The organism is Pseudomonas sp. (assembly GCF_030150285.1).
Lineage (GTDB): Bacteria > Pseudomonadota > Gammaproteobacteria > Pseudomonadales > Pseudomonadaceae > Aquipseudomonas.
On the sequence record NZ_JASLGE010000023.1, the window covers coordinates 13,818 to 36,707 of the forward strand.

At 59.1% G+C, this 22,890-nt stretch carries 22 protein-coding genes; 11 read left to right on the forward strand and 11 right to left on the reverse strand.

The window, feature by feature from the left end:
• Nucleotides 1–96: 96 nt before the first annotated feature.
• From Q1W15_RS03930 to Q1W15_RS03940, 3 genes are all read left to right on the forward strand, one after another.
• Nucleotides 97–645, forward strand: a complete 549-nt coding sequence (locus Q1W15_RS03930) for a cupin domain-containing protein (protein WP_300722494.1) — start codon at nucleotides 97–99, stop codon at nucleotides 643–645.
• 181 nt (nucleotides 646–826) lie between these two features.
• A complete protein-coding gene (locus tag Q1W15_RS03935; protein WP_300723437.1) occupies nucleotides 827–1,240 on the forward strand; it encodes a c-type cytochrome in 414 nt (137 codons plus the stop codon).
• Between the two features lie 133 nt (nucleotides 1,241–1,373).
• On the forward strand, nucleotides 1,374–3,299 hold the full coding sequence (locus Q1W15_RS03940; RefSeq protein ID WP_300722508.1) for an acetyl-CoA hydrolase/transferase C-terminal domain-containing protein: 1,926 nt from the start codon (nucleotides 1,374–1,376) through the stop codon (nucleotides 3,297–3,299).
• 60 nt (nucleotides 3,300–3,359) lie between these two features.
• On the opposite strand, the gene Q1W15_RS03945 is transcribed toward Q1W15_RS03940, so the two are convergent.
• Complete coding sequence (locus Q1W15_RS03945) at nucleotides 3,360–3,932, reverse strand: xanthine phosphoribosyltransferase (protein WP_300722521.1); 573 nt, start codon at nucleotides 3,930–3,932, stop codon at nucleotides 3,360–3,362.
• A gap of 56 nt (nucleotides 3,933–3,988) precedes the next feature.
• Nucleotides 3,989–5,998 (reverse strand): DNA helicase Rep, encoded by a 2,010-nt coding sequence (gene rep / locus Q1W15_RS03950; protein WP_300722534.1) that lies wholly within the window; start codon nucleotides 5,996–5,998, stop codon nucleotides 3,989–3,991.
• A 262-nt stretch (nucleotides 5,999–6,260) separates the two neighbouring features.
• Here rep and Q1W15_RS03955 point away from each other — a divergent pair, with 262 nt between their 5' ends.
• Nucleotides 6,261–7,928 (forward strand): bifunctional diguanylate cyclase/phosphodiesterase, encoded by a 1,668-nt coding sequence (locus Q1W15_RS03955; protein WP_300722549.1) that lies wholly within the window; start codon nucleotides 6,261–6,263, stop codon nucleotides 7,926–7,928.
• Between the two features lie 21 nt (nucleotides 7,929–7,949).
• On the opposite strand, the gene Q1W15_RS03960 is transcribed toward Q1W15_RS03955, so the two are convergent.
• The 5 genes from Q1W15_RS03960 to Q1W15_RS03980 form a co-directional block, all read right to left on the reverse strand.
• Nucleotides 7,950–8,882 (reverse strand): phosphatidate cytidylyltransferase, encoded by a 933-nt coding sequence (locus Q1W15_RS03960; RefSeq protein WP_300722565.1) that lies wholly within the window; start codon nucleotides 8,880–8,882, stop codon nucleotides 7,950–7,952.
• Between the two features lies 1 nt (nucleotide 8,883).
• The gene (locus Q1W15_RS03965) at nucleotides 8,884–9,504 is read right to left on the reverse strand and encodes a lysophospholipid acyltransferase family protein (RefSeq protein WP_300722579.1); all 621 of its coding nucleotides are present in this window, start codon (nucleotides 9,502–9,504) and stop codon (nucleotides 8,884–8,886) included.
• A gap of 82 nt (nucleotides 9,505–9,586) precedes the next feature.
• Nucleotides 9,587–11,341, reverse strand: a complete 1,755-nt coding sequence (locus Q1W15_RS03970) for a bifunctional alpha/beta hydrolase/class I SAM-dependent methyltransferase (protein ID WP_300722586.1) — start codon at nucleotides 11,339–11,341, stop codon at nucleotides 9,587–9,589.
• Nucleotides 11,342–11,351: 10 nt separating this feature from the next.
• Nucleotides 11,352–11,972 carry a CDP-alcohol phosphatidyltransferase family protein gene (locus Q1W15_RS03975; protein ID WP_300722600.1) on the reverse strand — a complete coding sequence of 207 codons (621 nt, stop codon included), beginning with the start codon at nucleotides 11,970–11,972 and terminating at the stop codon, nucleotides 11,352–11,354.
• 229 nt (nucleotides 11,973–12,201) lie between these two features.
• A complete protein-coding gene (locus Q1W15_RS03980) occupies nucleotides 12,202–13,608 on the reverse strand; it encodes a NorM family multidrug efflux MATE transporter (protein WP_300722618.1) in 1,407 nt (468 codons plus the stop codon).
• Nucleotides 13,609–13,760: 152 nt separating this feature from the next.
• Here Q1W15_RS03980 and Q1W15_RS03985 point away from each other — a divergent pair, with 152 nt between their 5' ends.
• Entirely contained in the window at nucleotides 13,761–14,681 is a 921-nt protein-coding gene (locus tag Q1W15_RS03985) for a LysR substrate-binding domain-containing protein (protein ID WP_300722633.1), read from the forward strand.
• A 50-nt stretch (nucleotides 14,682–14,731) separates the two neighbouring features.
• On the opposite strand, the gene Q1W15_RS03990 is transcribed toward Q1W15_RS03985, so the two are convergent.
• Nucleotides 14,732–16,225 carry a YifB family Mg chelatase-like AAA ATPase gene (locus Q1W15_RS03990; protein WP_300722648.1) on the reverse strand — a complete coding sequence of 498 codons (1,494 nt, stop codon included), beginning with the start codon at nucleotides 16,223–16,225 and terminating at the stop codon, nucleotides 14,732–14,734.
• Between the two features lie 128 nt (nucleotides 16,226–16,353).
• Nucleotides 16,354–16,938 carry a MarR family winged helix-turn-helix transcriptional regulator gene (locus Q1W15_RS03995; RefSeq protein WP_300722661.1) on the reverse strand — a complete coding sequence of 195 codons (585 nt, stop codon included), beginning with the start codon at nucleotides 16,936–16,938 and terminating at the stop codon, nucleotides 16,354–16,356.
• 145 nt (nucleotides 16,939–17,083) lie between these two features.
• Here Q1W15_RS03995 and Q1W15_RS04000 point away from each other — a divergent pair, with 145 nt between their 5' ends.
• From Q1W15_RS04000 to hpaI, 4 genes are read left to right on the forward strand one after another with little or no spacing between them, the layout of a single operon-like run.
• Entirely contained in the window at nucleotides 17,084–17,542 is a 459-nt protein-coding gene (locus tag Q1W15_RS04000; protein WP_300722674.1) for a VOC family protein, read from the forward strand.
• A gap of 24 nt (nucleotides 17,543–17,566) precedes the next feature.
• Entirely contained in the window at nucleotides 17,567–18,277 is a 711-nt protein-coding gene (locus tag Q1W15_RS04005) for a flavin reductase family protein (RefSeq protein WP_300722686.1), read from the forward strand.
• Entirely contained in the window at nucleotides 18,261–19,064 is an 804-nt protein-coding gene (gene hpaH / locus Q1W15_RS04010; protein WP_300722696.1) for a 2-oxo-hept-4-ene-1,7-dioate hydratase, read from the forward strand. The genes Q1W15_RS04005 and hpaH overlap by 17 nt, the downstream gene beginning before the upstream one ends.
• Before the next feature lie 24 nt (nucleotides 19,065–19,088).
• Nucleotides 19,089–19,853, forward strand: coding sequence for a 4-hydroxy-2-oxoheptanedioate aldolase (hpaI, locus tag Q1W15_RS04015; protein WP_300722709.1), 765 nt, complete (start codon nucleotides 19,089–19,091; stop codon nucleotides 19,851–19,853).
• 61 nt (nucleotides 19,854–19,914) lie between these two features.
• Here the strand turns inward: hpaI and Q1W15_RS04020 are convergent, their stop codons facing one another.
• A complete protein-coding gene (locus Q1W15_RS04020; RefSeq protein ID WP_300722720.1) occupies nucleotides 19,915–20,349 on the reverse strand; it encodes a VOC family protein in 435 nt (144 codons plus the stop codon).
• 44 nt (nucleotides 20,350–20,393) lie between these two features.
• Nucleotides 20,394–20,654: an accessory factor UbiK family protein gene (locus Q1W15_RS04025; RefSeq protein ID WP_300722733.1), complete on the reverse strand. Its 261-nt coding sequence runs from the start codon at nucleotides 20,652–20,654 to the stop codon at nucleotides 20,394–20,396.
• A 416-nt stretch (nucleotides 20,655–21,070) separates the two neighbouring features.
• Between Q1W15_RS04025 and glnK the strand changes: the two genes are divergently transcribed.
• Both glnK and Q1W15_RS04035 read left to right on the forward strand, forming a co-directional pair.
• Nucleotides 21,071–21,409 carry a P-II family nitrogen regulator gene (glnK, locus tag Q1W15_RS04030; RefSeq protein ID WP_002555808.1) on the forward strand — a complete coding sequence of 113 codons (339 nt, stop codon included), beginning with the start codon at nucleotides 21,071–21,073 and terminating at the stop codon, nucleotides 21,407–21,409.
• 34 nt (nucleotides 21,410–21,443) lie between these two features.
• The gene (locus tag Q1W15_RS04035; protein WP_300722747.1) at nucleotides 21,444–22,781 is read left to right on the forward strand and encodes an ammonium transporter; all 1,338 of its coding nucleotides are present in this window, start codon (nucleotides 21,444–21,446) and stop codon (nucleotides 22,779–22,781) included.
• The last annotated feature ends 109 nt before the right edge of the window (nucleotides 22,782–22,890 follow it).

Sequence of the window (22,890 nt, forward strand, 5' to 3'; positions counted from 1 at the left end):
GTGCACAGGTTTGAAGTCGAAGTGTTGTAAATACTGAACACTGTCGCCATGATGGCGGCTTCTCGACCTGAATCTGATCCCCTGGAGGCTCCTCTATTGGACGTCGGTGAACGACTGCAATCCATCCGCAAACTCAAAGGCCTGTCGCAGCGTGAGCTCGCCAAACGCGCGGGTGTCACCAACAGCACCATTTCGATGATCGAAAAGAACAGCGTGAGCCCGTCAATCAGCTCCCTGAGAAAAGTGCTGGGTGGCATTCCCATGTCAATGGTCGAGTTTTTTTCCGAAGAAATCCTTCAGGAGAAGCCGACGCAAATTGTCTACAAAGCCAATGAGCTGATCGACATTTCAGATGGTGCCGTGACCATGAAGCTGGTCGGCCGGGCACACCCAAGCCGGGCCATCGCGTTTCTAAACGAAATTTACCCGCCGGGTGCCGACACCGGGGAAGAAATGCTGACCCACGACGGCGAAGAGACCGGGATTCTGGTCGAAGGCCGCCTGGAACTGACGGTAGGGCTTGAAACGTTCGTGCTCGAAGCGGGCGATAGCTATTATTTTGAGAGCTCCAAACCGCATCGCTTTCGCAACCCCTTCGAGGTGGCGGCGCGACTAATCAGCGCAGCCACTCCAGCGAATTTCTAATGAATAGAGGTGCCACGCGTGTTTGCGCAGGCACCCGATGCTGCACTTCGCCCTCTCTAATCCCCCTTTGTCTTTAGGGTTGTTTAAGAGTGGCGGACTAACCGTTATACTTTTGCCGCCCGCAAAACCGTGGTTGTGGGCGTGAATAGCCACCATTGAGGGTGTACGCGTGAACCTAATTATGAAAATGCTGGCCGTACCAGCAACGGTAGTTGCCCTCTGGGCGGTCAACGCTCAAGCGGCGACGAACGATGACATCGCCAAACGCCTGGAGCCGGTCGGTAAAGTCTGTGTTCAAGGCCAGGAATGCCAAGGCATGGCCGTGACAGCATCGGCGGGCGGTGGCGGCGCAATGTCGGCTGACGACATCATCGCCAAGCACTGTACCGCGTGCCATAGCACCGGGTTGCTGGGCGCACCTAAAATCGGTGACACCGCCGCCTGGAAAGAACGTGCCGATCATCAGGGCGGCCTCGACGGCATCCTGGCCAAAGCCATCACGGGGATCAACGCCATGCCGCCTAAAGGCACGTGCATGTCCTGCTCCGATGACGAGCTTAAAGCCGCCATCGAGAAGATGTCCGGTTTGAAATAAACCGATGCGCGTGCAAAAAGCCGCTGACCAGCGGCTTTTTTGTGCCCGCCAGGCGAGCAACTGCCACCTTGCTCTTTGCGACCAAGACCGGTCACTCTCTCATGTACACACGTGGATGGTTTGGGAGGGTCCGATGGTTCAATGCTGTTCGATCACACACGCAGTCGAAGACGTGCTGGCGCGCCTGCCGCAGCACATCCGCCTGGGGTTACCGTTGGGGCTGGGCAAAACCAATCGTTTCGTCAATGCGCTGTACCAGCGCATCAAAGCGATGCCCGAACGAAAGCTGACGATTTACACGGCACTGAGCCTTGGCCGTCCACCCTCGGGCGATGGGCTACAGCGCCGCTTTCTTGAGCCGTTTGCCGACCGGGTGTTTGGCGATTACATCGAACTCGACTACCTGGCCGACCTGCACCGCAATACCCTGCCGAACAATATTCACGTCGAACAATTTTTTATGCAGCCCGGCAGCCTGCTCAACAGCCCGGCGGCGCAGCAGGATTACGTCAGCAGCAATTACAGCCACGCTGCCCGTGATATCAATGCCAACGGGGTAAACCTGGTCGCCCAACTTATTGCCCGTAACCCGCAGGATGCGCAGCGCATCAGCCTGAGTTGCAACCCCGACATCACCCTCGATTTATTACCCATGATCGCCAAGCGCCGGGCCGCAGGTGAAACCATTCTGCTGCTTGGCCATGTGCACACCGACTTGCCGTTCATGCCGGGCGACTCGGAACTGGGTATCAACGACCTGGATATTCTGATCGACGAAGATGAGCGCACGACGCTGTTTTCCACCCCCAATATGCCCGTCGACCTGCAGGACCATTTTATTGGACTGCACGCCAGCTCACTGGTCCGCGATGGCGGCACCTTGCAAATCGGTATTGGCTCGATGGGCGATGCGCTGGTCGCCGCCTTGCTCGCTCGCCAGGCCGATAACGAAGGTTACCGCGCCGTGCTCGATGCGCTGGATATCACAACCTGGCGCACCCTGATTGAACGCGAAGGCGGTCTCGAACCGTTCACCCAAGGTGTCTATGGCTGTAGCGAAATGTTCGTTCACGGCCTGATGGTACTGGTCGATGCAGGCATTGTGCGGCGCAAGGTCTATCCCGATGTGCAGCGCCAGGCCCAAGCCAATGCGGGCACGCTGGATGAAAGCCAGCACAGCGATGGCGTGTGCGTTCACGGCGGTTTTATCCTTGGCCCGCGCAGCTTTTACGAGCGGCTAAATGCGTTGCCCCATGACACCCGCGCCGAATTCAATATGACCGCCATCAGCTACATCAATGAGCTGTACGGCCAGGAAGAATTAAAGCGCCTGCAACGTCGCGATGCGCGGTTTGTGAACAGCGCCTTCACCATGACCCTGCTGGGCGCAGGGGTGGCCGACCAACTGGAAGACGGTCGGGTCGTCAGCGGTGTCGGTGGGCAATACAATTTCGTCGCCCAGGCCCACGCGCTGCACGACGCACGCTCGATCATTATCCTGCGTAGCTGGCGCGAATCGGCTGGCACCGTGAGTTCCAACATCGTCTGGGAATACGGCCACTGCACCATTCCCCGGCATTTGCGCGACATCGTTGTGACCGAATACGGCATTGCCGACTTGCGCGGCAAAACAGACCGTCAAGTGATCGAGGCGCTCCTCAACATCACCGATTCACGGTTCCAGACTGAACTGATCGAGCAGGCACAGCTTGTCGGCAAACTGCCCAAGGACTTTTGCCTTGATGCACGCTTTGCCGACAACAGCCCGGAGCGCCTGCAGGCGATTGCCGTTGCACACCGCCATTTATTCCCGGAATACCCGCTGGGCAGCGACTTCACCGCGCAGGAACAAGACCTGCTGCGTGCCTTGAATTGGCTCAAAAGCAAACTCAAATTCACGCAGATTTACAGGCTGGGCAAAGCCACGTTGGACGCCCCGTCGCCACACACCTTCCCGGAACACCTGGAACGCATGCAGCTCACCGACCCACACGGGTTGCGCGAAGAACTGTATCAGCGCCTGCTGCTGGCAGCGTTACAGGCCAGCGCCAAACACTGAGTCCGTGACTGTAGGAGCGAGCTTGCTCGCGATCTTTTAAAGATCAAAAGCTCGCTCGGTTTACTCGATAAAGGTCACGTGGCCGCCCGCCAGGGATTTAACCCGTGCCAGAGACTCAACGTGGTAGCCCTGCGCGTCCAGTTCCGCACGGCCGCCCTGGAATGACTTCTCGATCACGATACCCAAACCGGCAACGGTTGCGCCCGCTTGTTTGATGATCGAAATCAGCGCTTGCGAAGCTTTGCCGTTGGCCAGGAAATCGTCGATGACCAGCACACGGTCGGTGCTTTTCAGGTGACGCGGCGAGATGGCCACCGTGCTTTCGGTCTGCTTGGTGAACGAGTACACCGTTGCCGTCAGCAGGTTTTCAGTCAGAGTCAGGGACTGATGCTTACGCGCGAAAATCACCGGAACACCCAGTATCAGGCCCGTCATCACGGCCGGGGCGATACCCGAGGCTTCAATGGTGACGATCTTGGTGATGCCCGCATCTTTGAACAAACGCGCGAACTCAGCGCCGATTTCTTGCATCAGTTTCGGGTCGATCTGATGGTTCAAAAAGGCGTCGACCTTCAAAACCTGATCGGAAAGCACGATGCCTTCTTCGCGAATTTTCTTGTGCAGTGCTTCCAACGTAACGTCCTCAAGTAGCGCCTATGCGCTGAAGGTAGGGTAAAAAATAGTCGATTTTAGCGTTTTAGCATCGCGCGTATATCAGCCAATGCTGTATTTCCGCGAACCGCTTTAACTTCGGTAGGGGTGTCGTCGTTGCCTTCCCAGGCGAGATCGTCCGGTGGCAACTCATCAAGGAAGCGGCTCGGCGCGCAATCGATGATCTCACCGTACTGCTTGCGCTTGGCCGCAAAGGTAAATGCCAGCGTCTGACGCGCACGGGTAATGCCCACGTAGGCCAACCGGCGCTCTTCTTCGATGGTGTCCGCTTCAATACTGGAGCGGTGCGGCAGAATCTCTTCTTCCATGCCCATGATGAACACGTAGGGAAATTCCAGGCCTTTGGACGCGTGCAACGTCATCATTTGCACGCCTTCGGCACCGTCTTCCTCTTCCTGCTGGCGCTCCAGCATGTCACGCAGCACCAACTTGCCGATGGCTTCTTCAACCGTCATGGCCCCGTCTTCGTCTTTCTCGAGCGTATTTTTCAACGCCTCGACCAAAAACCAGACGTTGGACATACGGTAGTCTGCGGCTTTATCGCTGGAGCTGTTGGTCCGTAGCCAATTTTCGTAGTCGATGTCCATGATCATGCTGCGCAGCGCCGCAATCGGGTCTTCGCCCGAGCAGTGCTCGCGAACACGGTCCATAAACCGTTTAAACCGTACCAACCGGTCGGTGTAGCGGGCGTCCAGATGCTCACCCAGCCCGATCTCGTCGGTGGCGGCGTACATCGAGATTTTTCGTTCGGTGGCGTAGTTACCCAGCTTTTCCAGCGTGGTCGACCCGATCTCGCGACGCGGGACGTTGATCACCCGCAGGAAGGCGTTGTCGTCATCCGGGTTCACGATCAGCCGGAAATAGGCCATCAGGTCTTTGACTTCCTGGCGACCGAAAAAGCTGTTACCCCCCGAAAGACGGTAAGGAATCTGATGGTGCTGCAGTTTCAGCTCAATCAGCTTGGCCTGGTAGTTACCGCGATAGAGGATCGCGAAATCGCTATAAGGCCGGTCCGTACGCAAGTGCAAGGTGAGGATTTCAACCGCCACACGCTCGGCTTCGGCGTCTTCATTGCGGCAGCGAATGACCCGGATCTCGTCACCGTGGCCCATTTCACTCCATAACTGCTTTTCGAACGCGTGCGGGTTGTTGGCGATCAAGACGTTGGCGCAGCGCAGAATACGGCTGGTGGAGCGGTAGTTCTGCTCCAGCATTACCACTTTCAGCGACGGGTAATCGTCCTTGAGCAGCATCAGGTTTTCCGGGCGAGCACCGCGCCACGCGTAGATCGACTGGTCGTCGTCGCCTACCACGGTGAACTGGTTGCGCTTGCCTATCAGGTACTTCACCAGCAAATACTGGCTGGCATTGGTGTCCTGATATTCGTCTACCAGCAGGTAACGCACCTTGTTCTGCCATTTTTCAAGAATGTCGGCATGTTCTTCAAACAACTTCACCGGAAGCAGGATCAGGTCGTCAAAATCCACGGCGTTATAGGCTTTGAGCGTGCGCTGGTAGTGGGTATAGACGATGGCCGCCGTCTGCTCCTTGGGGTTGCGCGCATTTTCCAGGGCCTGGGGCGGCAGGATCAGGTCGTTTTTCCACGAACCGATCATGTTCTTGATTTCATCGACCCCGTCGTCGCCCGAGTATTCCTTTTGCATGATGTCGGCCATCAGCGCCTTGACGTCCGCTTCGTCAAAGATCGAAAACCCCGGCTTATAGCCCAGCCGCGCGTGTTCCTTGCGAATGATGTTCAGCCCCAGGTTGTGGAACGTACACACCGTCAGCCCGCGACCCTCACCCTTTTTAAGCAGCGAGCCCACCCGCTCCTTCATCTCGCGCGCCGCCTTGTTGGTAAAGGTCATGGCGACAATGTACTGGGCGCGAATGCCACAATTCTGAATCAGATGCGCGATTTTTCGGGTAATAACGCTGGTTTTGCCGGAGCCAGCGCCGGCGAGCACCAAAAGAGGGCCGCCGACGTAGCTCACGGCTTCTTGCTGCCGGGGATTGAGTCGGGACATGACGAGGTCAGGAGTCGCTTGTAAAAAGGGCGGGCATTTTAACAGGCTGAGCAGATATTGCCGCCTCTGTGCGACAGTGTGACGTCACTCTCTATCTAAATTTGCCGCTTTTGTTACTTTGACGCAGGATGACTGACTGTTTTGCGTCTACCGTTCGGTATGCGTTAGCCACATGTATGAGTAATCGGGTCTCATTTGCCATTACTTGACGGCACGTCATAATGCCTTTCGCCTGAATTTATGCAGAGTCTAGGGAGCTAGTTTGACTACGCATATCGAACCCTTGCGTTTGCTGCTACTGGCCAGAGAGCCGTCTTGGGCAGCGCTATTGCGTGAGTGTCTGGCACCAATGGGGAGCGCGGCCGTACTGATTTGCGCGCCAACCTGGGAGTCCGTCAGCTATTTGTTCGAGAACGATCGAAACGCACTGCTCCTGACAACACCCGTGTTGCAACCTGCCACGGGGCGATGCCGCCTGCCCACGGTTCTGCTGCTCGACACCGAACCTGAAGTCCCGCCCCAAGGGGTCAGCGACTGGCTGGTCAACACCACCCTGAACACCGATGTTTTGCGCCGTTGCCTGCGCCATGCCCGCGAGCGCGGTGTGCTCGAACACACGCTGCAACGGCTCGCCGAAGAAGACCCGCTAACCGGCATCGCCAACCGCCAAGGCTTCCAGACCCTGCTGGCCGTGCGTTTGGCTGAAAACGAAGGGCGCGGCGTGGCACTCGGGCACTTGGACCTGGACAACTTCCGGCACGCCAATGACGCCTTGGGCCATCAAGCGGGTGACCGCCTGATCCTGCAAGTCGTGGCACGCCTCAGAGGCCAGCTTGAAGCCTGCGACCAACTGGCCCGACTGGGCAGCGATGAATTCGCCTTGCTGATTGATACCCGGCGCGCGCCGGAGCGGGCCGAATGGATGGCTGAGCGCATCACCGAAGTCATGGCCGAGCCTTACTGGATCGACGGCGAAAGCCTGCTGATTGGCAGCAGCCTGGGCATTGCGCATGCTCGCGCCAACGCCGGGGCGGACCCATTGATGTGGCATGCGCATATCGCCATGCAGCAGGCCAAAAGCACCCAAGGCTGTACTTACCATGTGTTTGATGAGCGTATCAACCGCAATGCCCGTAGCCTGGCCGACCTCGAAAGCGAGCTGCGCCGCGCCCTGCGCCGTGACGAACTGGAGCTGCATTATCAGCCGCGCCTTGATCTGGGCACGGGCAACATTGTCGGGCTTGAAGCCCTGGTGCGCTGGCGCCACAGCGAGCGCGGCTTGCTGGCACCCAGCGAATTTGTACCGTTGGCCGAGCAGAGCGGGCTGATCGTACCGCTGGGGTATTGGGTCATTTCACGGGCGCTGCGCGATATGCAGACGTTGCGCGAGCGCGGGCTGACCGCCTTACACATGGCGGTCAACCTGTCGTTCCGTCAGTTCCAGGACAGCCAGTTACTCTCAACCCTTAGCCGCCTCATCAGCGAGCGTGGTATTGAAGCCCAATGGCTGGAGTTTGAACTGACCGAAACGGCCGTGATGCGTCGCAGCGACCTGGTCAAGCAAACGATGGACGCCTTGGGGCGGCTTGGTGTGCGCTTTTCCCTGGATGACTTCGGTACCGGGTTCTCATCCTTTGTGCACCTCAATAGCTTGCCGATTGCACTGCTCAAGATCGACAAAAGCTTTGTGGGCGGCATGGAAAGCCGAGATGAAAACCGCAAACTGGTGCATGCCATGATCAACCTGGCCCACAACCTCCAGTTGCAAGTCGTCGCTGAAGGGGTGGAAACGCCCGAGCAACTGGCGCTTCTGCGCGATTTCGGGTGCGATCAGGTGCAGGGCTACTTCATCAGTAAGCCACTGCCGCTGGCAGAGCTGCTGGAATTCCTGGCCCAAGGTACCCAACAACAGGTACCGCACGCGGTTTAAGGTGGGCGAGGCCGGCAGGCCTCAGGCCCACCAGTACCGCACAAGGTGAAAGAAAATCGGGGCGGCAAAACACACGGAGTCCAACCGATCCAGCATCCCGCCATGCCCTTCGATCATGTGCCCCCAATCCTTGACGCCCCGGTCGCGCTTGATCGCTGACATCACAATCCCGCCGGCAAACCCCAGCACGTTGATCAACAGTGCAATCAGGAACGACTGCCACACGTTAAATGGCGTGGCCCACCACAACGATGCGCCGACCAGCGAGGACAGCAGAACACCGCCAACAAACCCTTCAACCGTTTTGGACGGCGACAGGTTAGGGGCGATCTTGTGTTTACCGAACAGCTTGCCGCAGACGTACTGCAAGACGTCCGACAACTGCACCACAATCACCAGATAGGCGATCAACAGCAGGTTACGCCCCTCATAGCCGGCAATGTTCAGCGTCAACAGTGCAGGCACGAATGACACGCAGAACACTGCAATCATCAACCCCCACTGCACTTTCGACGTGCGCTCCAGAAAGTGCGTACTGTCGCCTCCCAGAGACGCGAGGATCGGCAAAAGCAGGAACACATACACCGGAATAAAGATCGAGAACAGCCCGTACCAGTCCACATAGATCAGAACATATTGCAGCGGCAAGGCCAGATAAAACGCAGCCGCCAGGGCAGGGTAGTCGCTGCGCCGTGTCGGGGTGAGGGTAAGAAACTCCCGCAGTGCATAGAAAGACACGGTGTAAAACAACAGGATCACGGCACCGGAGCCAAGCCCAAAGGCGATGCCGATAACAACGACCATCACCCACCAGGCTTTGATGCGGGCATTGAGGTTATCGATCACAGGGTTCGCGACCCCATGAGTTCGTCTTTTCAGGACAAAGCCAGTCAGCGAGGCAAGCACCAGAATCGAACCCACCCCACCGAACAGCATCAACGTTTGAGCGTGCATATCACGAGTGCTCCGGAGCGAGGGCGAGCAGGGCGTCGCGGGCACGGGCAAGAAACACCGCCTTGTCTTCAGACGCGTCCAACTGCAAGGGCGCGCCAAAGTGTGTGGTGCACAGCAACGGCAGGGGCAAAAAGCGGCCTTTGGGCATCACCCTGTTGAGGTTAGAGATCCAGACCGGGACCAACTGTGCTTGCGGGTGGCTTTTAGCCAAGTGATAAAGCCCGCTTTTAAACGCCAGCAGCCCCTCTTCCAGGTTACGGGTACCTTCCGGAAAAATGATCAGCGAATCGCCAGCTTCCAGTGCGTTTTCCATCGACTGCAGGGGGTTATCGGCAAAGTCTTTGCGCTCGCGATCGACCAACACGCCGTTGAAAACCTGGGTAATGATGTAGCGGCGCACCGCCGTTTTCTGCCAGTAATCACTCCCCGCCACGGGCCGTGTGAGTGCCCGCAAGCTGGAAGGCAAAGAGGACCACAGCAGCACAAAATCACCGTGACTGCTGTGGTTGGCAAAGTAGATACGCTGCACAGGTACCGGCGCGCACCCCAACCACAAACTGCGCGCACCCGTCACGGTGCGGGCCGCCGAGGTCATTAAAGTGGCCACAACGCGCTCCAACATAGGGGGTTCCTCCTCTTATAAATACCAGCCATGGGCTCACGAGAATGATGGCCAGCGTCACCGGCATAGGGGCATCGAATGGTCAGGCTTTCTGCGCCAGAGACACGGTGAAAATTCCCCACTCATCGACTCGTTGGGTAATTTTTCGAAAGCCAGCAGCCTCCACCAGTTGATCCATTTCTGCTTGGCTACGACGGCGCATAACCCACGGCAGCCCCTGACGGTGACTGGTGAGGACACGGGCGATCAGTTCCAATTGCGGGTGCCACGGCTGACCGGTGTAGACCAGGTAGCCGCCCGGCTCAACGGCATCGGCAAGCCCGGCCAAGGAGCCGCCAACCATCGCGTTATCCGCAAACAGTTCGTACAAGCCGGACACGACTGCTAATGTCTGTTTCGCCTCCAGTGCAGCAAGACTCGACTGGTCAAACGCATCGCCTTTGATGAACTGTGCTCGATGAGCCAAACCCTTCTCACGAATCAGCGCACAGCCTTTCTCCACATTGATATCACTGTAATCGCGTAACAGGACTGACTCGGGCAGCGGCGTGACAGTGTCCAATGCATCAAGAATGTAACGCCCGTGACCCGCGGCGATATCGACGAGATGGACTTCACGCCCTTCAAGTCGAAGCTTGGCCATCGCCAGGCGTAGCAGCTCTTCAATGTTCAACTTGCGCTGCCGAATGCCGAGCCAACCGATCGATTTCAGGTAATTGGCGTCGATCCTGCGCCCGAGTGCACCCTTGCCAGCCGGTTCGTTGCGATAGACGTAATCCAGGGTGCTACCGGAATCGAACCCGGTATCGAAACCCAATTTGATACCTTCGGACATCATTCCCCCCAACCGTAGGCTGGCTCGAGCCATGCGCCAATACAGATCGCATAGTGAGTTGGGGACTAAAGGTGCGGCGAGAGCCTCTGACTCCGCACAGGTCGCGCCGATTTTGTCGGCGTCCAGCAAGGAGGCGCAGTCTAGGGAAGAGTCAAAATTGTGCAGGATAAAACGCTTGGTACTTTTCAAGGCAACGGCGCGATCACGCTCACCGAGCGTATCGTGGAAAAAGCCCGGCAAAATGTGCAATTCCTTTTTCAGGCTGCCAAGGCGGTCGAAAAATTTCTGCTGAGGTTTGCGATGGACCACAAAGTCGGAACCGGAGATCAACAATTGAGTAGGCACCTGAATCGCTTGAGCATCGGCAACAACCCGGTCGGCTGCTTCGCACACGCCTAGCAGCACATTCACTGAAATGGCTTGGGTGATCAGCGTGTCGGTGTTGTAAGACGCAACGCGCTCACGGTCATGACTGAGAAACCTTGCCTTCACATAACTACGGACGAAGAAGTTGCCGCGAAAGGTGCGCATGAGCGCTAGGCCGATACGGGCTAAAGGTAGGTAAAGTTTGACCTTGAACGCGGGCGAGGCAAGCACAAGGGCGCGAATTTTAGGCGCGTAATCATGAACCCAGGTGGCAACAATCACTGCACCTACGCTTTGGGCTATCACCGCAAGGTTATCGGTGGCGATGCAATAGGTGGCGTCGATATGCTCGCAAAAGGTTTGGACATCTCGCACGCTCTTGGAAAAACTGGGGCTATCACCGCGAGCACCTGGGGATAGACCATGGCCGCGGGCGTCCCACGCGAAAAAATCGAACGTTGGAAGGTCTAGCTCTTCGACCAGATGAGCCATACGCCCCGAGTGTTCATGACCTCGATGAAACAACAAAATCGCTTTGCGCGGTTTATCGCTGCAAGGCACCGTGGGGGCCCAATGACGATAGAAAAGCTCAACACCGTCATGGGTGCAAAACCTATGTTCCTGGTGTTCACGCATCGCAAAACCCTTATGCCGAAAAAGAGGTTTTTTCTTCCTTGAGCCCTTGGCGCACCCGGTTGATCAGGGTGCAGGCAAGCAAGGCAGCGACCAGCCACATCACCGTGTCAAGCACGCCTGCACTGAGCCAGCCCAGCGCTACGCCGAGCGCCATGACACCGAATACAAAGGCCCGATCACTCTTGCCCATGGGCCCGTCGTAACGCCGCGACGCCCCGACCATTGGCCCCAACACGCCGGCGTATTCGCTGAGCAGCGCAAGCAGGGTCACCAGCATCACGGGGAGCAGGCTGACGCCAGAAATCAGGGCGAACGGCAGGATCAGCGCGGTGTCAGCCACCACGTCACACAGTTCATTGAGGTAAGCGCCGAGCGTCGACTGTTGGCCAAACTCCCGGGCGAGCATGCCGTCGATAGCATTCAGGGCCATGCGCACCACCATCCACAGCGGGATGAGTGCAAACAGCCACGGGTAATGGGGGAAACCGGCAAGCAGCAGGCCGAGCAGCACAGAAACCACCCCTGCCAGCAGCGTGATCTGGTTAGCCGTTACACCGTGGTCGTAAAGGCGCTGAACCAGCGGGCGCAAAAGCCTCTGGAAAGCCGGTTTTAGCTGATAAATAGAAAGCATCAGAACATTGCCTGAGTGGTCGAATGCCCATCAAAGGGCGGTAAAAATTCGGACCAACACGCTAGCAATTACATACGAGACGGGATGTAGGGTTATTCTGAAAGGGCCCCATTCACCTCATACAAGGAGATAGAGTCCACTTCCTTGAGCGCTGTGGGCACTATGCTTTTGAACGCGAGAACACGCCTGTCATCGCGCCCAAAAGAGGTGAAAGGTGTGGCAGCCTGCGCTAGTGAGGCACTCGGCTCAACCCTGCGACGCTCGAGGCTTTGCGCTCACGCTTGAGCATGCGCCGCATCTTCCACTCGAACGCCAGCGTCAAACTTACGGCCGCGCATGCCAGGCCCAACGCCAAGCCCCACCACACGCCAGTTGGCCCCCAATTGAAGGTGAAGGCCAGTGACCAGGCCATCGGGGCACCAATCGCCCAATAACAGAACAACCCGACCCAAAAGGTTGTCTTCGCGTCCTTGAGCCCGCGAATGGCCCCCATTGCGATGGTTTGTGTGCCGTCAAACAGTTCAAACCAGGCGGCCACGGCCAACAGGCTCACGGCCAGCTCAAACACGGGCCGGAACGCCGGGTCGTTGTAGTCCAGGAACAAGCCGACCAGTTCGTTGGGCCAGAACCAGAACACCACTGAAAAACCAAGCATGGTGGCCGCACCAAAGCCAATACCCACCCGGCCTGCCAGCCGTGCGCCCAGCAAATCACCGCCGCCATAATGCTGGCCAATACGCATGGTGATGGCATACGACATGCCCGCCGGTACCATAAAGGCCGCCGACACGATCTGTAGCGCGATCTGATGGGCCGCCAGTTGAGTGCTGCCCATCGTGCCCATGCACAGTGCCGCAAACGCAAACAACCCGACTTCGACGGCATAGGTTCCCCCAATCGGCAGCCCCAAGCGCCACAATTCGCGCAAGTAGGTCAGATTGATCCGCATCAGGCCTTTTCGAATCGGGTACGCGTCGTAGGCCGAATGCCAGCGGATATACCAGGCCAGCCCCAGCGCCATGCAGGACGCGACAATGGCCGTGACCAGACCGATCCCCATCAGACCCAGTTTCGGCAACCCGAACATACCGGTAATCAGCGCATAGTTGAGCAGGAAGTTAGCCACGGTGCCGATCACACTGATGACCATCACCGGCACCGGCCGGCCCATGGCGCTGGTAAACCCGCGCAGGGCCATAAATGACATGTAGCCCGGCAAGGCAAGGGGCAGCAGCATCAAGAACTCGCCGGCCATTTCCACGTTACTTGGCGTTTGCCCAAATAACAGCAGCACCGGCTTGATGTTCCACAGCAGAATGCTGCCGCCCAGCGCCAGGCCCCAGGCCAGCCACAGCCCGGCCTGCGTCAGTCGCGTGGCCCCCTCAATGTCGCCCGCGCCCTGGCGGATGGACACCAGCGTGCCAACGGCCGCAATCACCCCCAGGCAAAAAATCGATACAAACGAGTAGCTGGCCGCTCCCAGACTTCCGCCTGCCAAGGCTTCGGGGCTCAGGCGCGCCATCATTAGCGTGTCGGTCAGCACCATCAGCATATGCGCCAACTGCGAGGCGACCAGCGGCCCTGCCAGCCGCAAAATGGCCCAGAGTTCAGTACGTGCTGGATGCTGTTTGGTCATCGGTCATAATTCTTAAGGTACGTGAAAAGGCCTGATTTTCGGCGTGTTGGGTCTTTTTAGCAAAGGGATAAAAACGATCTATGGCATGAGTAATACTCATGGATTACGCTGTCGCTCAAACGACTGTCCGTTGTAGGACCGGAATATTCCTCATGCCTCGTAACCTTCCTCCGTTGTATGCCTTGCGCGCGTTTGAAGCGGCCGCCCGCCACAGCTCGTTTACTCGCGCAGGAGAAGAGCTTTCGATCACACAGAGCGCGGTCAGCCGACACATCAAAACGCTGGAGGCGCACTTTGCCTGCCGGTTGTTTCAACGCAACGGCCGCACCTTGCAACTCACCGAAGCCGCTCGTCTGTTGCTGCCCGGCGTACGCGAAGGCTTCAGCGCCCTGGAGCGCGCCTGCACTACCTTGCGCGCCGAAGATGACATCTTGCGCATGAAAGCCCCCTCAACACTGACCATGCGCTGGCTACTGGCCCGCTTGAGCCGCTTTCGGCATTTACAGGCGGGTAACGAGGTGCAACTGACCAGCGCGTGGATGGACATCGACCATGTGGACTTCAACCAAGAGCCTTTTGACTGCGCGGTGTTGCTCAGCAACGGCCATTTTCCGCCCGACTGGGAAGCCACGTTATTGTTCCCGGAGATGCTGATCCCCGTGGGTGCACCGACGCGGCCTGACGATCAGCCATGGGATTTCCAGCGCCTGGCGGCGACCGAATTGCTGCACCCCACGCCCGACCGCCGCGACTGGCGCCGCTGGCTCGACTGCATGGGCCTGGCCGGGCAGGTCTCGCTCAAGGGCGGGCAAGTGTTCGATACGCTGGAACTGGGCATGATTGCGGCCGCCCGGGGCTACGGTGTCTCGATGGGTGACTTGCTGATGGTTGCCGAAGACGTGGCTCAGGGCCGCTTGAGCTTGCCATTTCCGGTGGCCGTGGCCAGCGGCGAAAGTTACTACCTGGTGTGGCCCAAAACCCGTCCCGGCGGCGAACGTCTGCGCCGCCTCAGCGACTTTCTGCACAGCGAAGTCACGGCAATGGAACTCCCCGCCGTCAAACACGTGTTATAGGCCGCCATTCGAAACAGGCGTCAGCGCTGTCGGAACCTGATGGTAAATAATCAGCGGTTATCGGGCCGGTATTGCAACGCTTCGGCCACATGTCTACGCGCGATGCGGTCCTCTTGCTCTAGGTCCGCCAACGTGCGCGCCACTTTCAACAAACGGTGCGCGGCCCTCAGCGACAGGTTCATCCGCTCGCACGCCGCCTCCAGCCAGGCGCTGTCCACGTCATCCAGGGTGCACTGACTGCGCACGCCCGGCAGGTCGAGGCAGGCATTGGCACAGCCCTGGCGCTGTATCTGCCGCCTGCGGGCTGCGGCGACCAACGCCGCCGCGCTGGCCGTGGTGTCGCCGCAAACCAGGGGCGGGTTGAGCGACGTGGTTTCGCGGGCCACCGTGAGGTGTAAATCAATGCGATCGAGCAGCGGCCCTGAGAGTTTGTTGCGGTAACGCTGAATCTGATCCGGGGTGCAACGGCAGCGGCCCGTGGGCTCGCCAAGGTACCCACAGGGGCAAGGGTTCATGGCGGCCACCAATTGAAAGCGCGCCGGAAAACGGGTTCGGTCTCGAGCACGGGCGATCACAATAAAGCCCGACTCCATGGGCTCTCTCAAGACCTCCAGCACTTTGCGGTCGAACTCAGGCAACTCATCGAGAAACAGCACCCCGTGATGGGCCAGGGTAATTTCACCAGGTTGCGGTTTCGAACCGCCTCCGACCAATGCCGGGCCCGAGGCCGAGTGGTGCGGTTGGCGAAAGGGGCGCTGTGGCCAGCTGGCCAGTGGCACATGGCTGGCAACGGACTGAATGGCCGCCACTTCCAGGGCTTCATGCTCATCAAGGGGTGGCAACAGGCCGGGCAAACGGCTGGCCAGCAAGGTTTTACCGGTGCCCGGTGGCCCGGTAAATAACAGGTTGTGACTGCCGGCGGCGGCGATCAAGAGTGCACGCTTGGCCGACAGTTGGCCTTGTACGTCGCTCAAATCGGGGTACGGCTTGCTCACGTTCAACAAGCCGCTGGCCACATAAGGCTCGATCACGGCGCGCCCGGCAAAATGCGCCACCACTTGAAGCAGGTGCTCGACCGCGATCACCGTTAACCCTGAAGCCAGGCTGGCCTCTTCGGCATTTGCCAGCGGCACGACCAGCGCCCGGCCCGCCGCCCGGGCGGCCAATGCCGCGGGCAGTACGCCGCGTACCGGCCGAATTGCGCCCGACAAGGCCAGCTCGCCCAAACACTCGATATGTTCCAGCGCCACCGCCGGCAATTGCCCACTGGCAGCCAGTATTCCCAGCGCGATGGCCACATCAAAACGCCCACCGTCCTTGGGCAGATCGGCGGGGGCCAAATTGAGGGTGATGCGCCGTGCGGGGAAATCAAAACCGGCATTAATGATGGCGCTGCGCACCCGGTCCTTGCTTTCCTTGACCGCCGTTTCGGGCAGCCCGACCAGTGTCAGCGCAGGCAAACCATTGGCAAGGTGCACCTCGACCGTGACGGACGGGGCTTCCACACCCACCTGGGCGCGACTGTAAACGATGGCCAGCGACATGACTCACTCCTTGAGTTCACAAAAAACGCATCCTGCGCGCATTGACGATCAAGGACAGAGTGGAATGGATACGGGATGTGACTTCACAGGCGAGGGCTGAGGGTGTTTGCCACAGCCCTGCGCGGTCTCTAGCGCCGCCCCGATCTAGCGCCGGATTTGAGCTGTGTCCAGAGTTTGGCGAGCACCTTTTGCAGCACTTGGCATTCCGCTTCATCGAGGCCGCTGGTCAGCGATTCGCACATTTCCCAAAATGCCGGCAGCGCCTGGTTCAATAACGTTCGCCCTTCGTCGGTCAGCTCCAGTGCAAAGCTGCGCCGGTCTTCGGTGCTCAACTTGCGCCGGAGCAAGTCGCGCTTTTCCAGCCAATCCAGCAAACCGGTCACCGTGGAGCGGGTCACGCCGAAATACTCAGCGATGTTGGATGGCGTGATCGCTTGACTCTCCACCAGGCCGCGCTCGGCCAGACCGAAGAACATCAGTACATCAAACTTGCTCTCAGACAGCCCAAACGGCGCGAGGCGGGTATTGGCGCTCTGTTCGATGTCGTCGCACAGCCACAGCATCAATAGACCGAGCCCTGCGCGGGTGTGGCTGGTGCTTTCGGCGGCGCTGGCGCGCATCAGCGCCAAGTGCGGACGCGTCGCGTCAAGAGCCGTCAAGGACTGCGGGCAGCGTTCAGCCGGCGTGGAGGTGGGTGTTTTCGACTGGCGCATGAAGGGTGAAGGCCACGGGGAAGGTTGCCAATCATAACCCATGGAAATAGTATTGTTTGCGTATAATACGCCTAACGTACTATCTTGATAGTGCCTCGTAACAACCGCGGCTGAACCTCGACCAAAAACTCCCAAGGAATCTGTAATGCCCATGAACGTCATTGAATTGCACCACGTTGGCTTTGGCGTCGACCATGCACAGGCCGATGCCATGCTGGATTTCTACCGCGACGTACTGGCCCTGCCGCAAGACCCGGCCCGCTGGAAGATCCCCGGCATCTACGGCTCGTGGTTCAACCTGCCCAATGGCACCCAACTGCACATTCTCGGCTGCGAAGGCGTTTCCCGGTACGCCAAGCGGCCGGACCAGGACCCGGTCGCGAACCACTTCGCCCTTGCCGTCGAGGACGTACTCGCCGCCGAGCAAGAGTTGCTGGAGCGCGGTATCGAGTACTTCACCCTCGATAACGTGGCCTCCCCCAACCTCAAGCAGTTGTTCCTGCGCGACCCGGCAGGAAACCTGATCGAACTGCACCAGGCCACCGCCCGCAGCGCTGGCGTCGCGGCGAGCGAGCAGCAAACCGGCCCCACCGACAATCGCTGAATGTGTAGCCAGCAGGAGTGAGACATGTATTTCGATATGAAGGCTTTGACCGGCGAGCAACGCAGCAACCTGGTGCACTCCACGGTGATTCCCCGGCCCATTGCCTGGGTGAGTTCGTGCAGCGCTTCGGGGGCGATCAACGTCGCGCCGTTTTCGTTTTTCAATGTGATGTCCGGGGACCCACCGTTGCTGTGCCTGTGCATTGGTTCGCGCGCGGGCGAACCCAAAGACACGGCGCGCAACATCGTCGAGCGCGGTGAATTTGTGGTCAATCTGGTCTCGGCAAATATGGCTGGGCGCATGGCCATCACTTCAATTGATTTTGAGGCTGGGCTCAATGAAGCCGAGGAGGCCGGGCTCGACATGCTCCCGAGCCAGCAAATCGGGGTGCCGCGCATCGGTTCGAGCCCGTGCTCGATGGAGTGCCGGGTGCGTCAGTTGATCGATATCGACGGTGTGCGAACCTTCGTGTTGGCAGACATCGTCGGCGTGCACCTGTGTGACGAAGCGGTCACCGATGTCACGCGGATGTTTATCGACCCCTTGCCAATGGCCCTGATCGGGCGCTTGCACAGCCCCGGCTGGTACTGCGAAGTGTCACCCGATTTCCAGCTCTCCACGCCCACGCTCCCGCAATGGCAGGCCCTGAAAGCTCAAGGGCAAACGCAGCATTTGTTGAACTGGCAAGCCCCACGCCCGGCACATTCTGGAGGCCGCGATGCTGAATGCAATTGACGTGCGCCAAAGCGCCGAACGCCTGGACAGCGCCGAGCGCTCTCGCGAGCAGATTCGCCAACTCTCGCTAAGCCATCCCGAGATGAGCATCACCGATGCCTATGCCATCCAGCGGGCCTGGGTGCAGATCAAACTTGCCCGTGGCCGGCGGATCATCGGCCACAAAATCGGCCTCACCTCAAGGGCGATGCAAATGGCCTCCCAGATTGATGAGCCCGACTACGGCGTGCTGCTTGATGACATGCTCTGGGACGACGGCGGTGAAATCCCCCGCGAGCGGTTAATCCGGCCTCGGGTGGAGGTGGAACTGGCCTTCATCCTGAACCGTCGGTTGGCGGGCGAGCAGGTGACCTTGCTGGATGTGCTCGATGCCACCCGTTATGTGGTGCCTGCGCTGGAGATTATCGATGCGCGCTCCGAACAGCTCGACCGTGACACTCAGCGGCCGCGCCGGGTGGTCGACACGATTGCCGACAATGCGGCCAACGCCGGGGTCATCCTCGGCGGACGTCCGGTACGCGTCGATGACCTCGACCTGCGCTGGGTGGGTGCCCTGCTGATGCGTAACGGCGTGATCGAGGAGACCGGCCTGGCGGCAGGCGTGCTCAATCACCCTGCCAACGGCGTTGCCTGGCTGTGCCGCCGCCTGGCCGCGTTCGACAGTGGCCTGGAACCGGGACACATCGTGCTCTCGGGCTCTTTCACCCGCCCGGTGCACGCCCACGCAGGCGACACCTTTCATGCCGATTTCGGCCCGCTGGGCAGCGTCGGCTGTCGCTTCGTCTGATCCTTCACTCCTCAGGAGGTAGCCATGCATAACCCCTTCAAACAAGCGCTTAGCAAGGGCGATCCGTTGATCGGCCTGTGGCTGGGCCTGGCCAATGCCTACACGGCCGAGCTGCTCGGTGGCAGCGGATACGACTGGCTGGTGATCGACAACGAGCACGCTCCCAATACCGTGCCCTCGACCCTCGCGCAACTGCAGGCCCTGGCAGCCAGCACAGCCTACGCCGTAGTCCGAGCCGCCAGTGATGACAGCGTAGAAATAAAACGCCTGCTTGATCTGGGTGCTCAGACGCTGCTGATCCCGATGGTCGAAAGCGCCGGGCAAGCGGCGCGGATCGTCGCCGCAACGCGCTACCCGCCAGAGGGAATACGCGGGGTCGGCGCGGCCTTGGCGCGCGCCTCGCGCTGGCAGCAAGTGCCCGATTACCTCGCCAGCGCTGATGCCCAACTCTGCACGCTGGTGCAGGTCGAAAGCAGGGCCGGCCTGCTGGCCCTGCCTGAGATTGCACGGGTTAACGGCGTAGACGGCGTATTCATCGGCCCCGCTGACCTCGCGGCGTCGCTGGGCCATTTGGGCGACCCCGGCCACCCTCACGTGCAACAAGCCATTACCACTGCCATCGACGAGGTTCGTGAAGCCGGCAAGGCGGTGGGTATTCTCAGCGGCGACCCGGCGATGGCCCGCACCTATTTGCAACGCGGAGCGGTGTTTGTCGCCGTCGGATCAGACGTCGGGTTACTGTCGAACGGTGCCCGGGCCCTGCGCGAGTCGTTTCGCGATATCGCGTAAGTGTTCGACCATTATCCCCCGTGGCCTGTTTGCCAAAGCACGGGGGAATAGTCTCTGTCCGCTACAGCGTTTCTTGAAACGCTCTGTTCCCCAGATCTTCGGCAAACCGCAGCAGGTAGCCATCGGGGTCGAGCACCAAAAAGTTGCGCTCGCCAAACGCTCTGTCGTTGCTGCGATACCAACGTTCTTCCAGAGGTTTGCGCAAGCGTTGCCCTGCGGCTTCGAGGCGGGCGATCACATCGGGGGCGTTCGGGCATTTGATCGACAGGTTAATGCCCCGGCCAAAAGGCGCTTCGAGCGGCCCTACACGCCAGGGCGACTCGTCCGAATAATCCTGCTCCAGCATCAACTGGCTGCCATGAAAGGACAGAAACGCAAAAAGATCCTCGGGCCGCTGGTACTCGATGCTAAAGCCGAGCACCTCCACGTAGAACTGCAAGCTGCGCTCAAGGTTCGAGACGATCATCTCAGGCACAAGCGGGTTCATCACAACCATTTAACACATCCCTGATTTAAGTCCCGGCGCACTGCCTTTGCACATTACTGCTCGGGCGGCGCTAACCGGGCTTGCAGCTCGGCCACTTGGGCCTCCAGGCTTTCAAGGCGGGCACGGGTGCGCGCCAGTACGACCATCTGGCTGTCGAATTCTTCGCGGCTCACCAGGTCCAGCTTGCTGAAGCCACTTTGCAGCAAGGCTTTGAACTGGCTTTCAATTTCGTTGCGCGGCAGCGCGGTTTCGCCACTGAACAAACGTGAAGCTTGGCCACTCAGGGCATCGAGAAGGTCTTTGGGCGCGAGCATGGTTGAGGTCCTCAAAACTGATGGCGCGAGTGTATCACGGGGGTTGAGAGCGCACGGGGCAGGGCTCGGCGCACATTTTTCGCGCACGACCTCAGCGGCTCACGCACCAACTTCGCGCACAAATACCCGGCAAAATCAGGCAATGCGCCACTAACGTCAAATAACTCGCTGTAATTGTTGGCATTTTCAGATATGGCAAGGTTTCTGCTTAGTGACTCATGACTCATGCACTGAAGCAGCAGCTGTGACGAAGGCAGTGCGGGCAGGTGGTTCAAGGACAGTTTTCGTCACCAGCGATTGATCGACGTTGCGCAGCCAGAAGACGGCTGACGAAGCGTTACAAAGCCAGACACTGCGCATAGACTTGAGCCGGGTTTGTTTTCCTGGGGCAAGTCCACCAATTCGGGAGAAGTTTCATGAAGCTAGTCACCGCCATTATCAAGCCGTTCAAGTTAGACGACGTGCGCGAGTCGCTGTCCGAGATCGGCGTTCAAGGCATTACTGTAACTGAGGTCAAAGGCTTCGGCCGGCAGAAGGGTCACACCGAGCTGTACCGCGGCGCGGAATACGTGGTCGATTTCCTGCCAAAAGTGAAGATTGATGTCGCCATTGACGACAAAGATCTGGATCGGGTTATCGAGGCGATAACCAAGGCTGCCAACACCGGCAAAATCGGTGACGGCAAGATTTTTGTAGTGAATCTGGAACAGGCTATTCGCATCCGTACCGGCGAAACCGATACCGACGCAATCTAAGCCGCCAAACCCCAACGCCCCAGGAGAAAACACTATGACTCTGCGTAAATTCGCAGGGCTCGGAGCCCTGCTGTCCGTCGTAATGCCTGGCCTGGCCATGGCGGCAGACGGAGCAGCTGCTCCAGTCCTCAACTCCGGCGACACCGCCTGGATGCTGACCGCCACCGCGCTGGTGCTGTTTATGACCATTCCCGGCCTGGCGCTGTTCTATGGCGGCATGGTTCGCTCCAAAAACCTTCTTTCTGTGATGATGCAGTGCTTCGCCATCACCGGTCTTATCAGCATCCTGTGGGTCATCTATGGCTACAGCATTACATTCGACACCACCGGCATGGAGCAAGGCGTCACCAACTTCAATTCGTTTATCGGCGGCTTCTCCAAGGCCTTCCTGGCGGGCGTCACCCCGGACAGCCTGACCTCATCGACGGCGCTGTTCCCGGAAGCGGTGTTCATCACCTTCCAGATGACGTTTGCCATCATTACCCCGGCCCTGATCGTCGGTGCTTTCGCAGAGCGCATGAAGTTTTCCGCCATGCTGATCTTCATGGGCGTCTGGTTCACGCTGGTCTATGCCCCGATCGCGCACATGGTGTGGAGCGGCGACGGCGGCCTGATGTGGGACTGGGGCGTACTGGACTTCGCGGGCGGCACCGTGGTGCACATTAACGCCGGTATTGCAGGCCTGGTGGCGTGCATCGTGCTGGGCAAGCGTAAAGGCTACCCGACCACCCCGATGGCCCCTCATAACCTGGGTTACACCCTGGTAGGTGCCGCCATGCTGTGGATCGGCTGGTTCGGCTTCAACGCCGGCTCCGCCGCCGCCGCCAATGGCACCGCCGGTATGGCCATGCTGGTGACTCAAATCGCCACCGCCGCCGCCGCGCTGGGCTGGATGTTTGCCGAATGGATCACCCACGGCAAGCCGAGCGCACTGGGCATCGCGTCCGGTGTGGTCGCGGGCCTGGTGGCCATCACTCCGGCGGCCGGTACCGTGGGCCCAATGGGTGCCATCGTGATCGGCCTGGCGTCGGGCGTTATCTGCTTCCTGTGTGCCACCAGCCTCAAGCGCAAACTGGGCTATGACGACTCGCTGGATGCGTTTGGTGTGCATGGTGTGGGCGGTATCGTCGGCGCAATCCTGACCGGCGTATTCGCCGCGCCGGTGCTGGGCGGCTTCGGTACCGTGACCGATATCGGCACCCAGGTCTGGATTCAGTTCAAAGGGGTCGCATTCACCGTGATCTATACCGCGGTTGTGACCTTTATCATTCTCAAAGTACTGGACGCCTTGATGGGCCTGCGTGTAGCCGAAGAGGAAGAGGCGGTTGGCCTCGACCTGGCACAGCACAACGAGCGCGGCTACAACCTGTAATCGCCCAGTAAAAAAATACCCGGTTTGCCGGGTATTTTTTTGTCTGAAATGTAGCGATATTCTCTGCAATAGAATGAAAATTCCCACGCCTGCTGGAAAAGATCCGATC